Source organism: Glutamicibacter protophormiae (genome assembly GCF_016894325.1).
Classification (GTDB): domain Bacteria; phylum Actinomycetota; class Actinomycetes; order Actinomycetales; family Micrococcaceae; genus Glutamicibacter; species Glutamicibacter protophormiae.
In genome coordinates, this window is sequence record NZ_CP069806.1 from 1,195,697 (window position 1) to 1,218,254 (window position 22,558).

At 60.6% G+C, this 22,558-nt stretch carries 24 protein-coding genes; 21 read left to right on the forward strand and 3 right to left on the reverse strand.

Annotated features, from left to right (window positions below; all coding sequences use genetic code 11):
• Positions 1 to 8: 8 nt before the first annotated feature.
• The 3 genes from miaB to dapF are packed head-to-tail and all read left to right on the forward strand — an operon-like array spanning position 9 to position 3,350.
• Positions 9 to 1,457 carry a tRNA (N6-isopentenyl adenosine(37)-C2)-methylthiotransferase MiaB gene (gene miaB, locus JQN66_RS05675; RefSeq protein ID WP_239464193.1) on the forward strand — a complete coding sequence of 483 codons (1,449 nt, stop codon included), beginning with the start codon at positions 9 to 11 and terminating at the stop codon, positions 1,455 to 1,457.
• A gap of 4 nt (positions 1,458 to 1,461) precedes the next feature.
• Positions 1,462 to 2,394 carry a tRNA (adenosine(37)-N6)-dimethylallyltransferase MiaA gene (gene miaA / locus JQN66_RS05680; protein ID WP_204676997.1) on the forward strand — a complete coding sequence of 311 codons (933 nt, stop codon included), beginning with the start codon at positions 1,462 to 1,464 and terminating at the stop codon, positions 2,392 to 2,394.
• A gap of 23 nt (positions 2,395 to 2,417) precedes the next feature.
• Positions 2,418 to 3,350 (forward strand): diaminopimelate epimerase, encoded by a 933-nt coding sequence (dapF, locus tag JQN66_RS05685; protein WP_204676998.1) that lies wholly within the window; start codon positions 2,418 to 2,420, stop codon positions 3,348 to 3,350.
• Between the two features lie 34 nt (positions 3,351 to 3,384).
• Here the strand turns inward: dapF and JQN66_RS05690 are convergent, their stop codons facing one another.
• Positions 3,385 to 3,993, reverse strand: coding sequence for a class I SAM-dependent methyltransferase (locus JQN66_RS05690; protein ID WP_204676999.1), 609 nt, complete (start codon positions 3,991 to 3,993; stop codon positions 3,385 to 3,387).
• Between the two features lie 420 nt (positions 3,994 to 4,413).
• On the opposite strand from JQN66_RS05690, the gene hflX reads away from it, so the two are divergent.
• From hflX to JQN66_RS05710, 4 genes are all read left to right on the forward strand, one after another.
• Complete coding sequence (hflX, locus tag JQN66_RS05695) at positions 4,414 to 5,982, forward strand: GTPase HflX (RefSeq protein ID WP_204677000.1); 1,569 nt, start codon at positions 4,414 to 4,416, stop codon at positions 5,980 to 5,982.
• On the forward strand, positions 5,975 to 7,972 hold the full coding sequence (locus JQN66_RS05700) for an ATP-dependent DNA helicase (RefSeq protein ID WP_204677001.1): 1,998 nt from the start codon (positions 5,975 to 5,977) through the stop codon (positions 7,970 to 7,972). The genes hflX and JQN66_RS05700 overlap by 8 nt, the downstream gene beginning before the upstream one ends.
• A gap of 611 nt (positions 7,973 to 8,583) precedes the next feature.
• Positions 8,584 to 9,459, forward strand: coding sequence for an excalibur calcium-binding domain-containing protein (locus tag JQN66_RS05705; protein WP_239464156.1), 876 nt, complete (start codon positions 8,584 to 8,586; stop codon positions 9,457 to 9,459).
• Complete coding sequence (locus tag JQN66_RS05710; RefSeq protein ID WP_239464157.1) at positions 9,447 to 10,268, forward strand: HNH endonuclease family protein; 822 nt, start codon at positions 9,447 to 9,449, stop codon at positions 10,266 to 10,268. The genes JQN66_RS05705 and JQN66_RS05710 overlap by 13 nt, the downstream gene beginning before the upstream one ends.
• Positions 10,269 to 10,466: 198 nt before the next feature.
• Here the strand turns inward: JQN66_RS05710 and lexA are convergent, their stop codons facing one another.
• A complete protein-coding gene (gene lexA, locus JQN66_RS05715; RefSeq protein ID WP_204677002.1) occupies positions 10,467 to 11,186 on the reverse strand; it encodes a transcriptional repressor LexA in 720 nt (239 codons plus the stop codon).
• Between the two features lie 256 nt (positions 11,187 to 11,442).
• On the opposite strand from lexA, the gene JQN66_RS05720 reads away from it, so the two are divergent.
• The 8 genes from JQN66_RS05720 (at position 11,443) to JQN66_RS05755 (ending at position 17,797) form a co-directional block, all read left to right on the forward strand.
• Entirely contained in the window at positions 11,443 to 11,796 is a 354-nt protein-coding gene (locus tag JQN66_RS05720; RefSeq protein ID WP_188949197.1) for a LysM peptidoglycan-binding domain-containing protein, read from the forward strand.
• Between the two features lie 90 nt (positions 11,797 to 11,886).
• Complete coding sequence (locus JQN66_RS05725; RefSeq protein WP_204677003.1) at positions 11,887 to 12,993, forward strand: histidinol-phosphate transaminase; 1,107 nt, start codon at positions 11,887 to 11,889, stop codon at positions 12,991 to 12,993.
• A gap of 21 nt (positions 12,994 to 13,014) precedes the next feature.
• Positions 13,015 to 13,635 carry an imidazoleglycerol-phosphate dehydratase HisB gene (gene hisB, locus JQN66_RS05730; RefSeq protein WP_188949199.1) on the forward strand — a complete coding sequence of 207 codons (621 nt, stop codon included), beginning with the start codon at positions 13,015 to 13,017 and terminating at the stop codon, positions 13,633 to 13,635.
• Positions 13,636 to 14,271 carry an imidazole glycerol phosphate synthase subunit HisH gene (hisH, locus tag JQN66_RS05735; protein ID WP_204677004.1) on the forward strand — a complete coding sequence of 212 codons (636 nt, stop codon included), beginning with the start codon at positions 13,636 to 13,638 and terminating at the stop codon, positions 14,269 to 14,271.
• Between the two features lies 1 nt (position 14,272).
• Positions 14,273 to 14,422: a hypothetical protein gene (locus JQN66_RS05740; protein ID WP_188949201.1), complete on the forward strand. Its 150-nt coding sequence runs from the start codon at positions 14,273 to 14,275 to the stop codon at positions 14,420 to 14,422.
• Between the two features lie 25 nt (positions 14,423 to 14,447).
• Positions 14,448 to 15,185 (forward strand): bifunctional 1-(5-phosphoribosyl)-5-((5-phosphoribosylamino)methylideneamino)imidazole-4-carboxamide isomerase/phosphoribosylanthranilate isomerase PriA, encoded by a 738-nt coding sequence (gene priA / locus JQN66_RS05745; RefSeq protein ID WP_204677005.1) that lies wholly within the window; start codon positions 14,448 to 14,450, stop codon positions 15,183 to 15,185.
• A 361-nt stretch (positions 15,186 to 15,546) separates the two neighbouring features.
• Positions 15,547 to 16,428: an SseB family protein gene (locus JQN66_RS05750; RefSeq protein WP_188949203.1), complete on the forward strand. Its 882-nt coding sequence runs from the start codon at positions 15,547 to 15,549 to the stop codon at positions 16,426 to 16,428.
• Positions 16,429 to 16,462: 34 nt separating this feature from the next.
• Positions 16,463 to 17,797 carry an MFS transporter gene (locus JQN66_RS05755; protein ID WP_188949204.1) on the forward strand — a complete coding sequence of 445 codons (1,335 nt, stop codon included), beginning with the start codon at positions 16,463 to 16,465 and terminating at the stop codon, positions 17,795 to 17,797.
• Between the two features lie 105 nt (positions 17,798 to 17,902).
• Here the strand turns inward: JQN66_RS05755 and JQN66_RS05760 are convergent, their stop codons facing one another.
• Complete coding sequence (locus JQN66_RS05760) at positions 17,903 to 18,268, reverse strand: DUF1844 domain-containing protein (RefSeq protein ID WP_188949205.1); 366 nt, start codon at positions 18,266 to 18,268, stop codon at positions 17,903 to 17,905.
• 323 nt (positions 18,269 to 18,591) lie between these two features.
• Here JQN66_RS05760 and infC point away from each other — a divergent pair, with 323 nt between their 5' ends.
• The 6 genes from infC (at position 18,592) to JQN66_RS05790 (ending at position 22,554) form a co-directional block, all read left to right on the forward strand.
• Positions 18,592 to 19,242: a translation initiation factor IF-3 gene (gene infC, locus JQN66_RS05765; RefSeq protein ID WP_229777417.1), complete on the forward strand. Its 651-nt coding sequence runs from the start codon at positions 18,592 to 18,594 to the stop codon at positions 19,240 to 19,242.
• 170 nt (positions 19,243 to 19,412) lie between these two features.
• A complete protein-coding gene (rpmI, locus tag JQN66_RS05770) occupies positions 19,413 to 19,607 on the forward strand; it encodes a 50S ribosomal protein L35 (protein ID WP_047121169.1) in 195 nt (64 codons plus the stop codon).
• Positions 19,608 to 19,705: 98 nt separating this feature from the next.
• Entirely contained in the window at positions 19,706 to 20,386 is a 681-nt protein-coding gene (gene rplT / locus JQN66_RS05775) for a 50S ribosomal protein L20, sunset domain variant (protein WP_204677006.1), read from the forward strand.
• A gap of 97 nt (positions 20,387 to 20,483) precedes the next feature.
• A complete protein-coding gene (locus JQN66_RS05780; protein WP_204677007.1) occupies positions 20,484 to 21,362 on the forward strand; it encodes a TrmH family RNA methyltransferase in 879 nt (292 codons plus the stop codon).
• A gap of 36 nt (positions 21,363 to 21,398) precedes the next feature.
• Positions 21,399 to 21,848: a (deoxy)nucleoside triphosphate pyrophosphohydrolase gene (locus tag JQN66_RS05785; protein WP_204677008.1), complete on the forward strand. Its 450-nt coding sequence runs from the start codon at positions 21,399 to 21,401 to the stop codon at positions 21,846 to 21,848.
• A gap of 61 nt (positions 21,849 to 21,909) precedes the next feature.
• A complete protein-coding gene (locus JQN66_RS05790) occupies positions 21,910 to 22,554 on the forward strand; it encodes an LppM family (lipo)protein (RefSeq protein ID WP_204677009.1) in 645 nt (214 codons plus the stop codon).
• The last annotated feature ends 4 nt before the right edge of the window (positions 22,555 to 22,558 follow it).

Here is a 22,558-nt window from a genome sequence, read left to right on the forward strand (position 1 = left end):
GCTGCCAGATGAACGTCCACGACTCCGAGCGGCTCTCCGGGCTGCTTGAAGACGCAGGGCTGACACGGAAGCCGGAAGAAGCGACCGACGGCGTCGCCGACGTCGTGGTATTCAACACCTGCGCCGTGCGTGAGAACGCGGACAACAAGCTCTACGGCAACCTCGGCATCCTGAAGGGTGTCAAGGAATCCCGACCGGGCATGCAGATCGCCGTCGGCGGCTGCCTGGCGCAGAAGGACCGCGAGACCATACTCAAGAAGGCTCCGTGGGTCGATGTGGTTTTCGGAACCCATAACATCGGCTCGCTGCCGGCACTGCTGAACCGCTCTCAGCACAACAAGAAGGCTGAACTGGAGATCCTCGAGTCCCTGGACGTCTTCCCCTCGACACTGCCGACGCGCCGCGAATCGGTCTACGCGGGCTGGGTGTCGATCTCGGTGGGCTGCAACAATACGTGCACGTTCTGCATCGTGCCCTCCCTGCGCGGCAAGGAACGCGACCGCCGGCCCGGTGAAATCCTGGCCGAAATCCAGGCACTCGTGGACGACGGAGCCATCGAAGTGACGCTCCTGGGCCAGAACGTGAATTCCTACGGGGTAGAATTCGGCGACCGGCTGGCGTTCGGCAAGCTGCTGCGAGCCTGCGGAGAAATCGAAGGACTGGAACGCGTGCGTTTCACCAGCCCGCACCCGGCGGCATTCACCGACGACGTGATCGAGGCCATGGCCGAAACCCCGAACGTCATGCCCCAGCTGCACATGCCGCTGCAGTCCGGATCGGACCGCGTGCTCAAGGAGATGCGCCGTTCCTACCGTTCAAAGAAATTCCTCGGAATCCTGGACAAGGTGCGCGAGCGCATCCCGCATGCCGCGATTACCACCGACATCATCGTCGGCTTCCCAGGGGAGACCGAAGAAGACTTCCAGGCCACCCTCGACGTCGTGGAAGCTTCGCGCTTCTCCTCGGCCTTCACCTTCCAGTACTCGCCGCGCCCCGGCACCCCGGCGGCGACCATGGACGAGCAACTGCCCAAGGCCGTCGTCCAGGAACGATTCGAGCGTTTGACTGCACTGCAGGACCGGATTGCCAAGGAGGAAAACGCCAAGCAGCTGGGCCGGACCGTTGAGGTCATGGTTACCGAGCACGCAGGCCGCAAGGCCGAATCGACCCATCGACTGTCCGGCCGCTCGCAGGACCAGCGCCTGGTGCACTTCTCGGTTCCCGAGGGTGCCGCCACCCCGCGCCCCGGCGACCTGGTCACCCTGCCGATCACCGAGGTAGCGGCATTCCACTTGGTTTCCGACCCGACCGCGGAGCAGTACCAGCTGCGCCGTTCGCGGGCGGGGGACGCGTGGGACCGGTCGCAGGCCGAAAGCTGCGGTGTGCCGACGCCCGGAGCAGGCAGCGAGCCGGGACGGACCAACCTGGGCATGCCGACCTTGAAGGTGCGCGGCTAGCCGCATGGACGCGACGCAACTTCCGGTCATTGCCGTGGTCGGCCCAACCGGAACCGGCAAATCCGATCTGGCCATCGCCCTGGCCAGGAACCTGAACGGCGAGATCGTCAATTCAGATGCACTGCAGTTCTACCGGGGCATGGACATCGGTACCGCGAAACTGTCCCCTGACGAGCGCGGCGGCATCGAGCACCACCTCATGGACATCATGTCCGTGCGGGAGGAAGCCTCTGTCGCGGAATTCCAGATCCAGGCCCGTGAGTGTTTTGAAGCGATTCGAGCCAAGGGCAGGGTGCCTGTCATGGTCGGCGGTTCCGGCCTGTATGTGCGTGCTGCACTGGATGTCATCGACTTCCCGCCCACCGATCCGCAGGTGCGGGCACGGCTCGAAGCCGAGGTGCGGGCGCACGGCGACGGCGAAGTACGTCGTCGGCTGGCGGAAGTGGATCCGATGTCTGCGGCGAGGAATCTCGACCAGCGGCGCGCCATCCGCGCTTTGGAGGTCTTTGAAATCTCCGGCCGGGCTTTCAGCTCCTATATGCCCCAGCGCCAGTATTTCCAGCCTGCGGTGCAGATCGGGCTAAATTACGAGCGTTCCGCGTTGCATGCGACGTTGGAAGCCCGGGTCCATACAATGGATTCCAAGGGACTGGCCCAGGAAGTGGAAGGCCTGCTGGACTCGGGTTTGCGCGAGGGCAAGACCGCGTCGCGGGCCATCGGCTACCAGCAGTACATTGATTTCCTGGACGGGAAGATCGGGCGCGCCGAGGCGATTGAACAGACTGTGGTCGCCACCCGCAAGTTCGCCCGCCGCCAGATCACCTGGTTCAATGCCGATGAACGGGTCGCCTGGCTGGACCCGACCAAACCCGGGCTGCTTGAACAGGCGGTGGCGCTGGTGCTCGAAAGCCAGCGAACTATCGCCGCCAGCGAATGAAGCACTAAACACGAGGAGCACGGATGTACCGCAGCGAACTTCAGCAGCTTGCAGGCCAGCCATTTGCCAAGGGCCATGCAACTGGAAACGACTTCGTCCTGCTGGCGGATCCCACAGGAGCCCTTGAAATCACCGCCGCGCAGGTGGAGGCCCTGTGCCACCGTCGTTTCGGCATCGGCGGCGACGGGCTTATCCGTGCGGTGCCGACCTCCCAGGTGTCCGGGTATGAGCAGCAGTTCATCGAGAATCCCAAGGCCTACTGGTTCATGGACTACCGCAACAACGACGGTTCCATCGCGGAGATGTGCGGCAACGGAGTGCGCGCCTTCGTGCACTTCCTCCTTGCGGAAGGCCTGGTGAATCTGCCGGTCGGGCAGAGCCTGCAGATCGGCAGCCGTGCGGGCGTCAAGGAAGTCACCCGGCTGAAGGACGGGTACGCGGCCAACCTGGGCCCATGGGGTTTGATCCATGAGGACCAGGCCGCCAGCGACTCGGTGGACTCGATGGTCCGCCCCAGCGGCTGGGAACAGGCGCTTCCGGCGTTGAGCATAACCATGGGCAATCCGCATACCGTGGTAGCGCTGCCCGACCAAGGCATGCTGGATGACCTGAACCTATTTATCGCCCCAGAAGTTTCCCCGACCCCTCCCTACGGCACCAACGTGGAATTCGTGGTTCCCGCAGAGCCGCTGATCGAGGAAGGTACGGCCCGGGTGAAGATGCGCGTCTTTGAACGAGGGGTAGGGGAGACGCTGTCCTGCGGCACTGGAGCCTGCGCAGCGGCAGCGGCAATGCGTTACTGGGCGCGCGGCACCGCCCTGATCAATAATTGGTCGGTCGAGGTTCCCGGCGGCACCGTCGGGGTTGAATTCCTTGCCAACGGCGACGCCCGGGAAGATACCGTGCTCAGCGGACCGGCGGAACTGGTTGCGCGAGGCATCATCGGCCGGGACTAGCGCTCAGTCCCGCCCGCGGCTCGGCCGGGGCAGGCTACCGGGCCGGGCGGGATACCTTTAAGACGCGGAAAGCCTTGGCCGTAGCTTCACGGGTGACGCTCCAGTCGCCCGGGAGCTGGGCAACCAACCACTTCTGCAGGGAATCACTGCCCAAGTTCTTCTGCACCACCATCCAGGCCTCGCCGCCGGGCGCGAGCCGCGGCAACCACTGCAGCAACAGCTCATGCAGGGCTTCCTTGCCGATACGGATCGGGGGATTGGACCAGATCGTGTCGAATTCAAGCTCGGGATCCACGGACTCAGGCCGGCCGACAACCACGTTGTCCAAGCCCAGGTTCTGCGCGTTCAGGCGGGCTAGCTCGATGGAGCGCTCGTTGACATCGACACCGTAGACCAGAGACTCGGGGCTTTGCTCCGCGGCGGTGATGGTGATGGGTCCCCAGCCGCAGCCGATGTCCAGAATGCGTCCGCGCGGCGTCGGAACATACTTCAGCAGCACTTCGGTGCCCTTGTCCAAGCCCGAAGGCGAGAAGATACCCGCTGCGGTCTGAATCTTGCGGGCGCGGCCGTTCAACTCGACAGAAATCGTGCGGCGTTCATCGGCCGAGGCGGGGCTGGCGCTGAAGTAGTGATCCGAGCTCATACTGCAAAGTTTATCGTTGCGTGCGCACGCGCCAAACACGGCTGGAGGCAACGTGACAAAGACAATATGTACGGGTGTTCGCAAGACTGATAGAGTTTTCCCTATGACTTTGTTCTTCGTCTAATACGTAGCCCACACGGTTACCCGTGATTCCCGGATTCCCGGCGCTGATTTTGCGCGCCTGGACAGCGGAATCCGCAGGCGGCAAAGTCTTTTCTACTTTTCAGAATCCCAGGTGTGTCGGGGTCTTCACCTTGCCTTTGCGTTTGAGTAACCGCATCAACATCAGCGTCGATCGCTGTCATCAAAAATTGCAAAGGATACTCAATGACCAACGAACACCTAGAAAACGACCGTGCCACGTCGCAAAGTGGGGGTGCCCCGCACTATTCTGGAAAGCGAAGTACTTCAAAGGAGACCATGACTAACTCCGAGTCACACGAACACGATTCATCGTCAATGGACGAAGCCCAGATTCAGGCGGCCATTGATCGCATTCTTGCGGCAGATGAGGCCCAGGGGCCGCAGGTGCAGCATTTCGCATCCGATGATGAATCCATCTTCTCGGGACAGGCGACAGCACTAAACCGCTTTTCCTCCGGCTATTCCACCTACGACGGCGAGCAGGACGATCTAGCCGAACGACGCGCGCTGCGCCGTGTTGCGGGCCTGTCTACCGAGCTTGAAGACGTCACCGAGGTCGAATACCGCCAGCTGCGCCTGGAACGCGTGGTCTTGGCTGGGGTATGGACCGAGGGCAGCGTCACCGAAGCGGAGAACTCCCTGCGCGAATTGGCCGCGCTGGCAGAGACCGCCGGCTCGGAGGTACTCGACGGTGTGGTGCAGCGCCGAAGCAAGCCAGACCCGTCGACCTACCTTGGCTCGGGCAAAGCCATGGAATTGCGCGAGATCGTGGCTTCCACGGGAGCCGATACCGTGATCGTCGATGCTGAACTTGCCCCGTCGCAGCGCCGTGCGCTGGAGGACGTCGTCAAGGTCAAGGTCATCGACCGCACCAGCCTGATCCTGGATATCTTTGCGCAGCATGCCAAGTCCCGCGAGGGCAAGGCCCAAGTCGAACTGGCCCAGCTGGAATATCTGCTTCCGCGTCTTCGCGGCTGGGGCGAGTCCATGTCCCGTCAGGCGGGTGGCCGTGTCGGCGCCGCCGGCGGCGGCATCGGTTCGCGCGGCCCGGGTGAAACTAAGATCGAGATGGACCGCCGGCGCATTCGCGACCGCATGGCCAAACTGCGTCGCGAGATCAAGGCGATGAAACCGGCTCGCGAAGCCAAGCGCGCAAACCGCCGCCGCAACGAGGTTCCGGCGGTGGCCATTGCCGGCTACACCAATGCCGGGAAGTCCTCATTGCTCAACCGTCTGACAAACGCCGGGGTCTTGGTGGAGAACGCCTTGTTCGCCACGCTGGATCCCACGGTACGTCAGTCGGCTACGGAAGACGGGCTGACCTACACGCTGGCTGACACGGTGGGCTTCGTGTCGAACCTGCCTACCCAGCTGGTGGAGGCTTTCCGATCGACGCTGGAGGAAATCGCCGATTCTGACCTGATCCTCCACGTCGTCGATGCTTCGCATCCGGACCCGGAAGGCCAGATCCAGGCTGTACGCACGGTGTTGGGTGAAGTTGATGCACTGAATATTCCCGAGATTATCGTGCTGAACAAGGCGGATGTGGCTGACCCGTTCGTCATTGAACGGATCCGCAATCGCGAATCGAACACCGTGGTTGTCTCGGCGCACACCGGAGAGGGCATCGAGGAGCTCTTGGCGAAGGTCAGCTCTTCCATCCCGCGTCCGAGCGTGCAGATGGAAGTGCTGATTCCATACAACCGCGGGGATTTGATCGCGAAACTGCATCAGAGCGAATCTGAAATCCTTGACAGCGAGCATCTGGAGAACGGAACCAGAATGATCGTCAAGGTAAGAGAATCAATGGCAGCAGAGTTGGAGACTTTCAACCTTCATGGATAAGCAAGAGCAGGCCCTTGACCTGCTGGAAGCGGCAGTAACTTCCATGGGCGGTGCCATGCGCACTGGCCAGCAGGAAATGGTCAAACATGTCGTCTCGGCGCTGGAAGACGAAGAGCACCTGCTCGTGCAAGCCGGAACCGGTACGGGCAAGTCCATGGGCTACCTGATTCCGGCCCTGGCGCACGCGCAGACCAGCTCCAAGCCGGTGATCGTATCGACGGCAACCCTGGCGTTGCAGTCGCAGATCGTCGGTCGCGACGTACCCCGGCTCCTGGATTCGCTCAAGGGCAAGCTCTCGCGACCCATGGATGTGGCCCTGCTCAAGGGCCGATCCAACTACCTCTGCCAGTACAAGCTCGGCGGCGGATATCCGGAGGATGACGAGGGGACGTTGTTCTCCTTGGACGAGCCCGCTGCGCCCAGGGGGCAGACATTTTCGCCTCTGGCCAGCGAAGTCATGAAGCTTCGCGACTGGGCCGAGCGCACCGACACCGGGGACCGGGACGAATTGGTCCCGGGCGTCAGCGACAAAGCCTGGAAACAGGTTTCGGTCTCCGCCATGGAATGCTTGGGCTCGCAGAAATGCCCCATGGCCGATGAATGCTTCTCGGAGATGGCCCGCGCCCGCGCGGCTGAATCCGATGTGGTGATTACCAACCACGCCCTGCTGGCAGTTTCCGCCTTCGAAGGGCTGTCGGTGCTGCCGGACTTCGACGTCGCCATTATCGACGAAGCACACGAGCTCCAAGACCGCGTCACCAGTTCGGTGTCCGGGGCATTGTCGGCTCGTACGGTACTCACCGCAGCGGGCGGCGCCAAGCGCCATTGCGCGGTGAACGTGGATGAACTGGTGAAGGCAACGAACAGGCTGGAAAAGGCCTTGACCGGAGTTCCAACCGGGCTATTGCCGACCGGGCTGCGCGAAGACATGGGTATCGCCCTGAACGACATCGTCGAGCAGGCACGGCTGGTTCTCGCATTGACCAAGCCGGAAGCAAACGCACCAGCCGATGGCGGCCGGCAGACCGCGCGGTCGCAAATGCAGGCGGTCATGGACGATGCCATCCGCATGCTCGAAGCTGAAGAGCGCCGTGAGGTGCTCTACACCACCCGCCCACGCGAGTTCGTCGAGGGCCGCGGTTATGTCGAGGCGGATGACACCCAACCGGCAACACTCAACGTGGCGCCGCTCTCCGTGGCCGGAAAGCTGCGTGAAGGACTATTCGACGGGCGCACCGTCATCTTGACCAGCGCCACCTTGGCTATCGGCGCGCAATTCGACTCCGTGGCGGGATCTCTCGGGCTCATGGGCGCCGGGGCTCCTTCCTGGACCGGCATCGACGTTGGCAGTCCCTTCGACTATCCGAAACAGGGCATCTTGTACGTTGCCAAGCACCTGCCCAAACCAGGTAGGCAGCTTGCGGCTGAGACCCTGGACGAAATCGAGGATCTGATCAAGGCTTCGGGCGGTGGCGCGCTGGCGCTGTTCACCTCGAAGCGATCGGCCGAAGAGGCGGCCGCGATTCTGCGCGAGCGCCTCGACGTGGACATCCTCTGCCAGGGCGAGGCGAGCATGAAGTCGCTGGTGGCACAGTTCGCCGAGGAGCGGGACACCTGTCTGTTCGGTACCATGACCCTGTGGCAGGGTGTAGACGTGCCCGGCGACGCCTGTCGTTTGGTCATTATCGACAAGATCCCGTTCCCCCGTCCGGACGACCCAATTTCCAAGGCACGTACCGAGGATGTGCAGAAGCACGGTGGCAATGGATTCATGCAGGTTTCGGCAACCCATGCGGCTATCCGCCTCGCCCAGGGCGCTGGCCGCCTGATCCGTTCAGTGTCGGACAAAGGGGTTGTCGCGATCCTCGATTCGAGAATGGCTACTGCACGCTATGGAAGTTTCCTGAAAGCCTCGCTGCCGCCCATGTGGCCCACAGTGGACAAGAAGACCATCGTCGGCGTTCTCAAGCGCATGGACCCGAATGGATAACCGCTTGGATCGCTGAAACGGCTTTCAGGATGGGATGATTTTTATTCACTGGGAGCCGTGGAATGGTGGTCGCAATTCTCACGCACCCCGCATTCCGCTGTTCCGTTTATTCGATTATCGGAGTGTTCGCGGGCGGTTCCAGAGGTGGTGGCGCGGAATTGTCATTTTCGCTGTAGAGACGGTTCAATTGTGCAGAATTTCCCGTGCCGGATAATTGCGGATGAATTCAGTTCCATCACCATGGATGAAGGGTGATATTGGTTACTTCCAGCATCGTTCGCCAGCTACTCGCTAGAGTGCTGGGTTGTCGGATTCTCCGGTGATGCCAGAGGAAATGAGTGCCGACACCGGTGGCTAGATGAGGGAATCAGAGCACGTTTCAAGTTGAAAGTCCTGCTGACTGGCACGCTTCCGAATTTCCTGAAATTAGATGATATCGAAGTGAACCCAAAATCAGCTCTCCAAAGTCTTCGATGGACTTGCTGCTTGAAATTATGAACAATATTCCCGGACGAATTTGAGAAATTAATAGACGGACCTGAAGTTGTTTTTGTACAGGTGCATCAAGAGGATGGAATTTCGTATCATCACGAATTCATTGAGGAAGTACCGTGTCCTATTTTCCTTCTCCTGTTCCACCGGAGCGTCCGAAATCGAAGAGCAGCAAGAAACTCTGGGTTGTCGTAACCGTTCTTGCCGTACTGGTCATCTTGATGCTTGCCGTACCCGAATTGGCATTGTTGCTGGGATTGCTTCTCCTGATCGTTTCCTTGATCGGACTGGTCGTGGGCAAACTGCCGTTTCTCCGTATTTTCGGCAGGAAGCGAATTGCTGCACTAACTGCCGGTTCGGTTCTTATCACCATCGTCGCTGGCGGCTTCATGGACACCACCGGCGCGGCGGACGCTCCACCCTCTGCCGACGCAGCTCCGACCACAAAGGTGAGCGAAACACCAACACCCAGTCCATCGCCGTCCACGCTTGCAGATTTCATTGGCGAAACGTGCGAGGGGGACGAGCTGGTCATGGAACAAGCTTCCGAGAAGCTGTACTGCGACGAGGGTGCCACGAATGCACTTGTTTGGACCAGCCAAGGCGACCACGATAAGTCTGTTCTAGCTGCCAAGCAAGAGGCAGAGAAGAAGGCCGCAGAGGCAAAGGCCGCAGCCGAGAAGAAGGCAGCCGAGAAGAAGGCTGTGGAGGAGAAGGCTGCTGCCGAAAAGAAAGCAGCGGAGAAAGCCGCTGCCGACAAGCGAAGGGCCGAGGAGGCAGCGGCTAAAAAGGAAGCGCAGAAGCAAGCTGCCAAAGAAAAGGCAGAACGTGCAGCACCTGAAGCCTACACTCGGCCTGCCAAGGCATCATCTTCCACCTCCTATGCGAATTGCACGGCTGTGAAGAATGCCGGGGCCGCTCCCATCTATCAAGGTGACCCGGGATATTCGCGCAAGCTTGATCGTGATGGGGACGGTGTCGGTTGCGAAAAATAGCGATTGCTTCGAGCGCATTTCTAGCGCTTTCGGCGATTCTCACGGGATGCTCCGCACCGGCTGGTGGTGCCAGTCTCGCGGACGGCAATGAGTCCGCGGATCAACCTGAAATCGTGATCCGGAGCGAAGCTCCGCCGATTGAGATCTATAGTGAAGCCCCAACGCCGATTGCAACGCCTGCGGAGTCAGCCAGGCCTTCCTCGGCAACAGCATCAACCGCACAAGATGCCGAGAACCTCGGGGAGGAAGCGACCGGAGCCCTGGAGCTTCTGGCGGAAGTACCGGTCAAGGGACGTGCGCCTAAGACTGGATACGACCGCGACCTGTTTGGCAGCGGGTGGGGGGATCCGGACCGAAACGGGTGCGATGCGCGTAATGATATTCTCGCCCGTGACCTCGTGGTCCACTCTTTCCAAGACGGTACGGGGGACTGCGTCGTTTTGACCGGAACCCTCAACGATCCGTACACGGGCAAGTCGATCCAGTTTCAACGTGGTCAGGGAACCAGCAATGCAGTTCAGATCGATCACGTAGTTGCACTCTCTGATGCATGGCAAAAGGGGGCACAGCAGCTATCGGCAGTGGAACGTCAGGAATTCGCAAATGACCCACTGAATCTCCTGGCTGTGGACGGTCCGACCAATGCGTCAAAAGGCGACAGTGATGCTGCAACCTGGCTTCCACCGGAAAGAGGATACTGGTGCGATTACGTGACTCGGCAAGTTGAGGTCAAACATAAGTACGGTTTATGGATGACAGGTGCCGAGCATGCAGCGAGTGAGCGTATTCTCTCCGAGAACTGCACTTAGTTCCGAGCCCTCTTTTCCAACGTCGAGTCTTGAAGCTGCGAAGGCTTGCGACCGGAAATATTGATATTGAAACCAAAGGGTAGAACGCGGTAAGCATCCCAAGCTAGCGAGCAGTGATTCTCGGATGCCGAGCTAAACCGAAGAGCGCTGGGGATCAGCTCCATGGAACTGATCCCCAGCGCTCTTCGGCATATTGGACTAGAGCGAACGCATGACCGAGACCACCCGGCCCATGACGGTCGCAGCGTCACCGAGAATTGGCTCGTAACGCGAATTCTGCGGCAGCAGCCAGGTATGTCCGTCGCGCTGCCGGAACGTCTTCACTGTTGCCTCTTCATCGAGCAAGGCAGCCACGATGTCGCCGTTGTTCGCAGTCTGCTGGCGGCGCACCACAACCCAGTCGCCGTCGCAGATTGCTGCGTCAACCATTGAATCGCCGGAGACGCGGAGCATGAACAATTCGCCATGGCCCACCAGCTGGCGTGGAAGAGCGAACACATCTTCAACAGTCTGGTCTGCCAAGATCGGACCGCCAGCGGCGATACGGCCTACCAGCGGCACCATGGTGGTGTCCGCCGAGGTGCTCAGCTCGATAATCTTCGCATCTTCCTTGCCGGCTTCGTCCACCGGCTTGGGGGCCTCGGCCGCTGCTGCATCCTCACTGAGCTGCAACGGAAGCAGGATCTCCATTGCGCGAGGACGACGCGGATCGCGACGGAGGTAGCCGAGCTTTTCAAGCTGGCTCAGCTGGTGCGTCACACTCGAAAGACTCTTGAGTCCCACGGTGTCACCAATCTCGCGCATCGATGGTGGGTAACCGTTCTTGCCGATCGATCGCTGGATGGTCTCCAGAATTTTCTTCTGGCGGATCGTCAGCGAACGTGCGTTCGATCGGGGAGTGCGCTCTGAAGCTGACATGTCCTTTAGCCTTCCCTAATCACCGGTTGAGAGCTGGGCGGATGCCTAACTGTCGGAAGCCGGTGATGTTATGTACTCGTTACTCTTCTACTTCGAAATCTTAGTCGATGTGAGGGAGTCTTTCAAAGATTTGTTCGAAAGTGTCTGGACAATTTCCGCGAGGGTCTGTTAGAAAAGATATACGAGAGTCGAACACATCTTCGAAGTTAGTATTCGAAGATAGGTTCGTATCATGTCACTGTTGAGGAGAATAGTCATGGCTACCGTCGCACTTGACTCGAAACGCACCAAAGAACATATGAAGATTCGCATCAATCGCCGAGGCTGGGCGGTACTGGTTGGAGTTCCCGTTTTCATCTTGACCATCGCCGCCGCATTCTTGGTATCCATATTCACCTCCAGCGCCCAGGCCTCGTCCACCTTGCCGCAGGGAATTGAAACCGTGGCAGTAACGGTGATCCCGGGAGACTCCCTGTGGGATCTTGCCCGTGAATATGCCGTCGGGTACGACGTGAACGCCGCCATGGAACACATCGCAGAGATCAACGCCCTGGATTCCAGCGAGATCCGCGTCGGTGATACCTTGGACATCCCGGTGCTGGCTAATTAGCCGGCCTACCCCCTTCGGTGGCGACAGGTATTGTTACCAAGCTTCGTCGCCGATTCTGGAACCGCCGACCGCACCATTAGACTTAATGACGTGAATGTCCGCAGTGAACTATTGAGTCAGCTGCCCTTGCGTGAGAATCTCCGCGGGCTGTCCCCTTACGGTGCGCCACAAATTGACGTGCCAATTCAGCTGAATGTCAATGAGAACACCCATCCGCTTCCGCAGACCGTGGTCGATGCCATCGCGGAAGAAGTCTCCAAGGCGGCGGCGACGCTGAATCGCTACCCGGATCGTGAATTCGTGGAATTGCGCGAACTCCTGGCCGGGTACCTGGGCCACGATCTGGACCGCGAGAACATCTGGGCTGCCAATGGCTCCAACGAGATCCTGCAGCAGATCCTGCAGGCCTTCGGCGGCCCCGGTCGAAGCGTGATGAGCTTCGGCCCCACCTATTCCATGTACCCGCTGCTGGCCAGCGGGACGGATACGGAATATATTGCCGGCAAGCGAGCCGATGATTTCACACTTTCCGCTGAGTCCGCTGCCGCACAGGTGCGCGAGCACGCACCGAATATCGTTTTCCTCTGCTCGCCGAATAATCCAACTGGCACCGCATTGGGGCTGGATGTCATCGAGGCTGTCTATGAGGCGGCCTCGGAGACGAAGGCAATGGTGATCGTCGACGAAGCCTACGCTGAATTTTCACTGGCCAACACCAAATCTGCGTTGAGCCTCCTCGCGGGCCGTCAGCGGTTGATCGTCAGCAGAACAATGTCCAAGGCCTTCGGCTTGGCCGGCGCCCGCGTCGGATATTTGGCGGCGGCGCCGGAAGTCACCGATGCGATTCGACTCGTCCGCCTGCCCTACCACCTCTCTGCGGTGACCCAAGCGACGGCCATTGCAGCGTTGAAGAACGTAGACCTCCTGCTGGCGCAGGTCGAGGAAATCAAGACCCAGCGAGACCGCATCGTGAGTACCTTGACCGAACTTGGCTTGAAGCCTTCGGTTTCGGACTCCAACTTCGTATTCTTCGGCGGGCTGGAAGACCCCCACGCCATTTGGCAGGGGCTTCTGGATGCCGGAATCATCATCCGTGACAACGGAATCGCCGGTACCCTGCGAGTCACCGCGGGTACCGAGGCCGAAACGACCGCCTTCTTAGAGCGACTGACCGAACTGCTCAGCACGCAGAAGTAGACAAGACAAGCGAAGGAAGACATGTCTGCCGAATTGATTGGCGCACGTCGCGCCCGTATGGAACGAGTCACCAGCGAATCCTCGGTATTCGTTGAACTGGACCTCGATGGCTCAGGCGTCTCGGAGATCAGCACCACAGTGCCGTTCTTCGACCATATGCTCACTGCTCTGTCCAAGCACTCACTGATCGACCTCACCGTGCGTGCAACTGGTGACACCCATATCGACGTGCACCACACCGTGGAAGATACGGCGATTACCATTGGCGAGGTGCTGCGTGTTGCCCTGGGCAACAAGGCCGGAATCCGACGCTTCGGAACCTCCTACGCACCTCTGGATGAAGCGCTGGCCCGCTCGGTGGTGGATGTTTCCGGGCGCCCCTACCTGGTGCATGGCGGTGAGCCAGCGGGTCAGGAATACCACCTGATCGGCGGACACTTCACCGGTTCGATGACCCGTCACGTTTTCGAGGCGATCACATTCCACGCACAAATCTGCGCACACATCGAGGTGCTCTCGGGCCGCGACCCGCACCACATTGTCGAAGCGCAGTTTAAGTCCTTCGCACGTGCGTTGCGCGAAGCCGTCGAGCGCGACGAACGCATGGGCGACAAGATTCCATCCACGAAGGGTGCCCTTTAAGTGGCAAAGAAGAAAGTTGTTGTTCTGGACTACGGTTCGGGCAACGTTCGCTCGGCAGTGCGTGCACTGGAAGCAGCCGGAGCCGAGGTGGAACTGACCGCAGACCCGGAAAAGGTCCTGGCGGCCGACGGACTGGTCGTCCCCGGAGTCGGCGCATACGCGTCGGTCATGGAGCAGCTGACCAAGCTCGGCGCATTGCGGTGGATCGGACGTCGCATCGCCGGAGGCAAGCCAGTGCTCGGAATTTGTGTTGGACACCAGGTTTTCTTCGATGAGGGTGTTGAACACGGCGTCAAGACTGCCGGTATCGGCGAGTGGCCCGGCACCGTGGAACGACTGCAGGCTGACGTCATCCCCCATATGGGTTGGAACACCGTCCGCCCGCCGGAGAAAACCAAGCTCTTCGCGGGAATCGAGAACGAGCGCTTTTACTTCGTGCATTCCTATGGAGTTCAGAAGTGGGAATTCGACGTCACCCAACCGGCGATGACCCCGCCGCAGGTCACCTGGTCCACCCATGGAACCCCCTTCATTGCAGCTGTTGAAAACGGTGCCTTGTCGGCCGTGCAGTTCCACCCGGAGAAGTCCGGGGATGCCGGCAAGAAGCTGCTGAGCAACTGGCTGGAGACCCTCTAAGATGTGGTCGATCGTACTTCTCGGCGTCGGCGCGTTTCTTGCCGGCGGAGCAATCTCCCTGAAGAACCAGAAGGCGCACCTGTCGTGGATCATCGCCGCGTGGGGCCTGGCAGCTGGTTGTGTCATCGCAGCATGGGCCTTGACCCTCTAGTTTCAAACTTTCGAAGAAGGACAACATGACTGAGCAACCAATCCTCGAACTGCTACCTGCAGTAGATATCGCCGGTGGTCAGGCAGTGCGCCTGGTTCAGGGCGAAGCCGGATCCGAAACGGGATACGGCGACCCTCTGGAAGCGGCACTGGCCTGGCAGAACGACGGTGCTGAATGGCTGCACCTGGTCGATCTCGATGCGGCCTTCGGCCGTGGCAGCAACATCGAGATCGTCCAGCGTATCGCCCAGGAACTGACCATTAAGGTCGAGCTCTCCGGCGGCATCCGCGATGACGCATCGCTCGACCGGGCGCTGGAATTCGGTGCCACCCGCGTGAACCTGGGTACCGCCGCTCTGGAGAACCCGGAATGGACCCGCAAGGCCATTGCCCGCCACGGCGACAAGATCGCCGTCGGCATGGATGTGCGCGGCACTACCCTGTCGGGTCATGGCTGGACCAAGGACGGGGGAGACCTTTGGGAAGTGCTCGCCCGTCTTGAGGATGCCGGGTGCGCACGCTACGTCGTTACCGACGTAACCAAGGACGGAACCCTGCGTGGTCCGAATGTCGAGTTGCTGCGTGAGATCGCCTCGAAGACCAACAAGCCGGTTGTAGCTTCGGGTGGCATTTCCTCCCTCGAAGACCTGCGTGTCCTGCGTGCACTGGTGCCGGAAGGCATCGAAGGCGCCATCATGGGCAAGGCGCTGTACTCCGGGCAGTTCACGCTGCCACAGGCGCTTGATGTGGCGGGCCGTCGCTAGCTACGCCTGAAGCAAAGTTCTGAAAACGTGGATCGGTTGGAATACTCCAACCGATCCACGTTTTTCTTTTATGGTGCGGAAAAGGACCATCTTTCAGCTTTCGCGTTCTGCGGCCCTCGAAGGTCGCAAATTTCTGCACGGAACAGTAGGCAGGAACCAAGCGGAGCACGCCCGGCACATCTGCACTATCCAAGTACGCGTATCCCGTGCTGCCGTGCTTTGAAGATTTCACGAGCTGGGTCCGCCGCGAAGCGACAGCGACTGGAAAATCTGAAATGTGCCCGAGATCTCGTGGGCAAGCTCATGCCCCAGTCCCTGAAACTTGTTCTTGCGTCGGGCTTCTCACAGATAGCATGGATCTATGAACACCGAGCAACCTGAATCCACTCCTAAGCGCCATCTGCCCGGACATATCGTCGCGGCATTGGCTCAGGCGGGTTCCGCGACTGATTCCGCAGGTCAGAGCTGGGAAGGTCGAGACCTGGCCGGTGAAGATAATCCACTGCACAAGTTCGACAAGGATGATGGACTGGCAGATGCCGAGGTCATGCAGGCCCTGGCTGATCTGCGCGCCGGCAAGGGCAGCGAGTCAGGCGTCCACCAGACACTGGCCAACGCCCGAGTCTTCGTTGCGGTAGTAGCCCAGCTCGGAGAAGAGGCGATGACCGAGCACGGCTTCGCCGCCGACAAGGAAGCAGACATGGCTCTGGTCAAGATCAAGGGGCCGGACGGACGCATGGCGCTACCGGTGTTCACTACCGTTGAACGTCTCCAGGCATGGCACAACGAAGCGAGACCTGTTGCAGTTTACGCCCCGCGCGCAGCATTGTCGGCGGTTAGCGAAGAATGCCAGCTGCTGGTGTTGGATCCAGGCAGTGACTATACCTTCGTCCTTCGACGACCTGGCATGTGGAATCTTGCCAAACAGATCGAATGGACGCCGAGCTATCTGAACCAGCACATTGCCGAGCTGGTACAGGAAGCGACTAGTGGCTACGACCAGCTGCGCAAGGTGCAGGTTGCACCGGGCCGAGGTGTCGGATCACGTGACGCACAGGGCCAAGCAGTCCCCGGAGGCGGCTCCGGACCGGAACTGAACCTTCAGTTCGTTTTCGCGGCAGGGACCAGCGAAAACGATGCGCGGGAAATCGCGTCAAGTATCCACGGGCAGTTGGCCCGAAAACCCGAGTTTGCCGAGGCGGTGGACTCAATAGAAATCAGCTTGCTCAGCTCATCCAGCTAGGGATGGGCCTACCCGAAGAGGAACACCCCACGTCATGAAGAACTACTGGCAGATTCTGCGTCAGCCTCAGATCGCTTCACTGTTGGTTATCGGCATGGTGGCTCGGCTTCCTCATTCGGCGCTGGGCATGTTGCTTCTGCTCCATTTGGTCACCAACCTCGACCAAAGCTGGGTTTCCGCCGGTCTGGTGACCGCGTTGATGACGATCGGCATCGCGATCGGCGCCCCCTGGCGTGGTGCCCGCGTGGACATGTGGGGCTTGCGACGGGCGCTGATTCCCTCGGTCATCGTGGAGACTGCCGTCTGGTGCACCGTACCCCACGTCCCGCTGGTGTGGATCTATCCGTTGGCGTTCATCGGAGGGCTCTTTGCACTGCCGGTCTTTTCCGTAGTCCGTACCGCCTTGGGTGTCATGACCACTGGAGAGCAACGGCGCACCGCGTTCGCCTTGGACGCGACCGCAACCGAGCTGGTGTTCATTGTCGGTCCCGCGGCGGCAGGCATCGTGGCCACCCAAATTTCAAGCACCATCGGGTTGAGTGTCATCGGCGTGACGGCTTCGGTGGCTGGCTTGGCCATGATGCTCCTGAACCCTCCGACCAGCAGCGCCGATCCTAAGGCTTCGGCGAACAAGGCCAACGTCCATGAGGAGCGACTCGGGGCCGAGGCAAGCTTCATCGCTGCCGCCCCGGTGGGCGTGCCCGAGGTTGAAGGCGAACTGATCCTTGCCGGCATGAAATCTGCGCGTGCCAGGATCAAGAAACGCGGAAAGAACTTCAAGAACCGGTTCAACTGGGTTAGCGCCTCGGTGCTCGCGGTCTTCATCTCGGCATCCGGGGCGGGAATGCTGCTGACCGGCACCGAGGTGTCCATCGTGGCCGAACTCGAAGCAGGCGGCAACAGTGAACAGCTCGGCTTGGTTTTCCTCTTCTGGTGCGGAGCTTCGCTGATCGGCGGGCTGCTCTACGGCGCCATGCGCCGCAATATTTCGCCTCTTGTGCTGCTGCTGCTCATGGCGATTTTGACAATCCCGATGTTCTTCGCTTGGGATCCTCTGTCGTTGGCGATCTTCTCCGCACTCCCGGGCTTCATGTGCGCGCCGACCCTGTCCGCAGCCTCCGAATGGTTGACGGACCTGGTGGCGGAGAAGCGCCGAGGCGAAGCCATGGGTTGGTACGGATCGGCGATGACCGGCGGCACAGCGCTGGGCTCTCCGCTGACCGGCGTGATGGTCGACAATTTCGGCCCACCGCTGGCATTCGTCGGGATTGGGTCACTGGCCATCGCGGTTGTTGTCATGGCATTGATCGCCCAGCAAATTCGACGCCGGGTCCGTCGCCAACGCACCCGTACACGCATTGCAGCGTAGGTTCCGGCTTCACGGATACGCGGACCATAAAAAAATCATCCTCGGTGCGGCATAGCATGCCGGGCCGAGGATGATCTTAATCTCTTAAATTTTTCGGGTTGAAGGCTAGTTGACCGGTCCGGTGAACTTTTCTCCGGGACCCTTGCCTGGCTCGTCGGGGATCAGCGAAGCTTCGCGGAACGCCAGCTGCAGGCTGCGCAGGCCATCGCGCAGCGGCGCCGCATGCTGCGAACCGATCTCCGGTGCCCCGGCAGTGACTAGGCCTGCGAGGGCGGTGATCAGCTTGCGGGCTTCATCCAAATCCTTCAGTTCATTTGCGTCGTCGCCTTCGGCCAGGCCGCATTTGACGGCAGCGGCGCTCATCAGGTGAACAGCGGCCGTCGTGATGATCTCTACTGCCGCGACCTCAGCGATGTCACGCACCTGCTGGTCGACGGAGTGCTGGTGCGAGTTGGTGTCTTCGGTACTCATACTGCTAAGCTTGTCACAGACCGACTCAATACATGCAGTCAGCGTTCACCGGTTCGCGCCGGGCGGACGGATCGTACTAGTATTGAGCCATGCAAGTGGAGGCCAACTCCCACCCGCTGTCGCCGCTTAAGGCTTCCGGGTACTTCGGCAGGATGTGCTTGAGCATGTCCCAGATGCAACTCGGAGTTTTCCGAAGTTATGTCGTGTCGTCACTGTGGCCTTCGCCTGCAATCGCAGCCGGAGGCCTTCTTCGTTTGCGGGTATGGAACTTAGGATTTCAGGAGTGACACATCAGCGATCCACGCATTAATGAGCGCATTCGCGTGCCAGAGGTACGTCTCGTCGGCCCCAATGGTGAGCAGGTAGGCATCGTCCGCATCGAGGACGCGCTTCGACTGGCTCACGAGTCCGATCTGGACTTGGTCGAGGTGGCACCCAACGCCAAGCCTCCAGTGTGCAAACTGATGGACTTCGGCAAGTACAAGTATGAAGCCGCAGTCAAGGCTCGCGAAGCTCGTAAGAACCAGACCAACACGGTCCTGAAGGAAGTTCGCTTCCGCCTGAAGATTGACACCCACGACTACCAGACCAAGGTCGGCCACGCACTGCGCTTCCTGGGCGCCGGTGACAAGGTCAAGGCCATGATCCAGTTCCGCGGTCGTGAACAGCAGCGTCCCGAAATGGGTATCCGCCTGCTGGAGAAGTTTGCAGCGGATGTCGCAGAGGTTGGCATCATTGAATCCAGCCCGCGCATCGATGGCCGAAACATGGTCATGGTTGTAGGTCCGTTGAAGAACAAGGCCGAGGCTCGTCGCGAACAGCAGCAGAAGTCGGGAGGCCGTGATTCGGCCAAGCGCAAGATCCGCACTGACGCTCCAGCCGAGACCGAAGGCCAGAATGTCGCTGCAGCGATGGACGAGGATGCACTCGCCAAGCTGGAGCAGGCACGCCAAGCAGCTGAGGGCGACGCCTAGCCAAGCCTGTTGGGCTTTCGAGCCCGTCACCGCCAGCCGGTGAAGGAACTTCCCTTGGAAGATCCAACTACAAGAGAACAGCAGCGGTCACCTTTCGCAAGGGGCCCGCTTCGGATGATCCCTACACGGTATTCAATTGCCGTGTGGAGCACGTAAGGAGAACGGCAGCTATGCCGAAGTTCAAGACTCACAGTGGCGCCAAGAAGCGCTTCAAGGTTACCGGCAGCGGTAAGCTCGTCCGCCAGCAGGCTAACCGCCGTCACTACCTGGAGCACAAGTCCTCGCGACTGACCCGTCGCCTGGCTTCTGACCAGCTGGTCGCAAAGGCCGATGTGAAGACCATCAAGCGGATGCTGGGCCTCTAAGCCTCCCTTTCGCAATTCGGGGAAGCATTACCCCACCACCCATAGATTTCTCCCATTCCGCCATCGCGGCATGGGGAACCAACTTGAAGGAGACACACGTGGCACGTGTGAAGCGGGCAGTAAACGCCCACAAGAAGCGTCGCGTCGTAATGGAACGCGCCAAGGGCTACCGCGGACAGCGTTCGCGCCTGTACCGTAAGGCCAAGGAGCAGCTGCTCCACTCGTTCGTATACAGCTTCAACGACCGTCGCAAGCGCAAGGGCGACTTCCGCCGCCTGTGGATCCAGCGCATCAACGCTGCATCCCGCGCCAACGGCCTGACCTACAACCGTCTGATCCAGGGCCTGAAGGCTGCTGAGATCGAGGTTGACCGCCGCATGCTTGCCGAGCTGGCTGTCTCGGACTCCAACGCTTTCGCCACCCTGGTTCAGGTAGCAAAGGGTGCCCTGCCGGCTGACGTCAACGCCCCAAAAGCGCCTAAGGTAGTAGCTGCTGCAGCCCCAAAGGCTGCTGCTAAGGCTGCTGCCGCTGCTCCAGAGGCCGCAAAGGCCCCAGCCGCAGAGGCAACGGACGAAAACGGTGTCTTCAAGGTAGTTGAAGGTGCTGAGGTTCCAGAGGGCTTCATCATCAAGGGCAACGCAGGCTCCAACAAGTACCACGTACCGGGCTCGACCTGGTACGAGCAGACTGACGCTGAAGTCTGGTTCAACTCCATCGAGGCTGCCAAGGCCGCAGGCTTCGAGCCTGCCGGCGGCGAAGCCCGCCAGAAGATGAAGTAAATCTACTTCCTCTTTATTGGAGAGATCACACCAAAGGGTGGGATCCGCACTTGGTGCGGATCCTGCCCTTTGGCGTTTCTACCGGTATTCTCGAATCATGACCTATTCGCCCGAGCTCATGTCCAATCCACGCGCCGACAGGGTCAAGGCCGTCGCACGGCTTGCCAACCGCAAGGGACGTGAAGCCACCGGTCAGTTCCTCGCCGAAGGCCCGCAAGCCGTGCGTGAAGCGCTGCTGGCGCACCGGAACAATGACAATCTCATCCAGGACATCTATGCGGTTCCCGGATTCCTTGAAAGCCACCCCGAATTCAATGAGCTGCTGGCGGATATCAAGCTGACGCCGCGTCTTGTCACCGGGGAAGTGCTGCTTGCCATGGCAGATACGCAGACCCCGCAGGGCATCCTGGGTGTGGTGGCCATGAGCCAGCCGCAGCTCAGCGAGGTGCTCGAAGCCAAGCCGAAACTGATCGCGGTGCTCTGCCGGGTCCAGGATCCGGGCAACGCGGGAACCATCTTGCGCGCCGCCGATGCCGCCGGCGCGGACGCCGTGGTGCTGACGAAGGGGAGCGTCGACATCTACAACCCGAAGGCCGTGCGCTCCACGGTGGGTTCGCTGTTCCACCTCCCGGTGCTCAGCAACGTCGAATTCGACCACCTCGTCGCCGCCTCCAAGGCCACCGGAATCCAGGTGCTGGCCGCCGACGGCTATGCCGCCCACAACCTCGACGCCCTGCAGGACCAGGCGGTGCTGCGCGCCCATGCCGGAGGCGGCGCCCCCACCGACGGAACCGCACCGGTGCTGGAAACACCCACCATGTGGCTGTTCGGCAACGAAGGCCAAGGACTGGACGTGCATGAAAAATCCGCGGCGGACTTCCGGGTGGCCGTTCCGTTGTACGGAGTCGCCGAGTCGCTGAACGTCGGAACTGCGGCCACCGTCTGCCTTTACGGCTCGGCCCGGGCCCAGCGCTAGCCGACTGCAACCGAATCCCGAGGGAAGAACGCCTGAATGAATACCGCACTGAAGCAGATCGTCGCGGTGGCGATCGTCGACGACCTCACTGCGCCCACCCGGATGCTCGCCGCGCGACGCAACCGTCCCGAAAGCCTTGCCGGCCTCTGGGAATTCCCCGGCGGCAAGGTCGAACCGGGGGAGTCCGACACCGCGGCGGTGCACCGCGAACTGCGCGAAGAACTGGGTGTGCAGCTGCGCCTGGGCGCCGAAATCGCCGGTCCGCTGCCGCAGGGATGGCAGCTGAACGACAAGGCGGCGATGCGCGTGTGGTTCGCAGTCATCACCGAGGGGGAACCCCGGCCGTTGGACGGGCATGACCAGCTGGCATGGCTGGACCTGGACGATTCGCTGGGGGAAGCGGTTCCGTGGATTCCCGCCGATGCACCGATTGTCGGTGCCTGCCTGGCGCTGTGCCGAATCGGCCATCTGGCCCAACACCCGTAGACTGTTTACAGCGTCAATAGTGGTTTGCAAGCCACCTACCCAAATTTCAAGGAGCGTCTCCGTGAAGAGACTAATTAGCGTCATTGCGCTGGCTTTCGCCGCCGTGCTGGCCCTGTCCGGCTGCGTCAACATGAACGCGGGCGTCAGCATCGAGGGTGACGACAAGGCCACCGGTACCGTCGAAGTCACCATGAACAAGGACGCGCTCCAGGGCCTGGACTTCCAGGATCTCCTGGCCACCCAGGTCAACATGGACCAGCTGAACACGCAGCTGGCCGGCGTCTGGACCACCAGCAACATCGATGACGGCGAGAATGTCGGCCTGGCCTTCACGACTGCCAAGACCATGACCTTCACCGAGCTTGCCGACGCCTTCACCGTCTTCGGCTTCCCGGTCACCATCTCCGGCAACGGGCAGGAGTTCACCTTCTCCATGCCGGGCACCGGCCAGACCGCCGTTGATTCCAGCTTCACCGAGGCGAACTTCGCAGTGACCTTCCCGGGCGCGATCGTCTCCACCACCGCCGGCCAGGTCGATCACCACACCGTGACCTTCGACCTGATCCAGGGCGCCGAGTCCTACCAGGCCACCGGCAAGGCCAACTTCGCAATGCTCTACTCCATCATCTTCGGCGGCGCACTGCTGGTGCTGACCTTCGTCTTCGTGCTGGCCTTCAGCCCGAAGGCCGCCAAGGAATCCCACTAGCGCG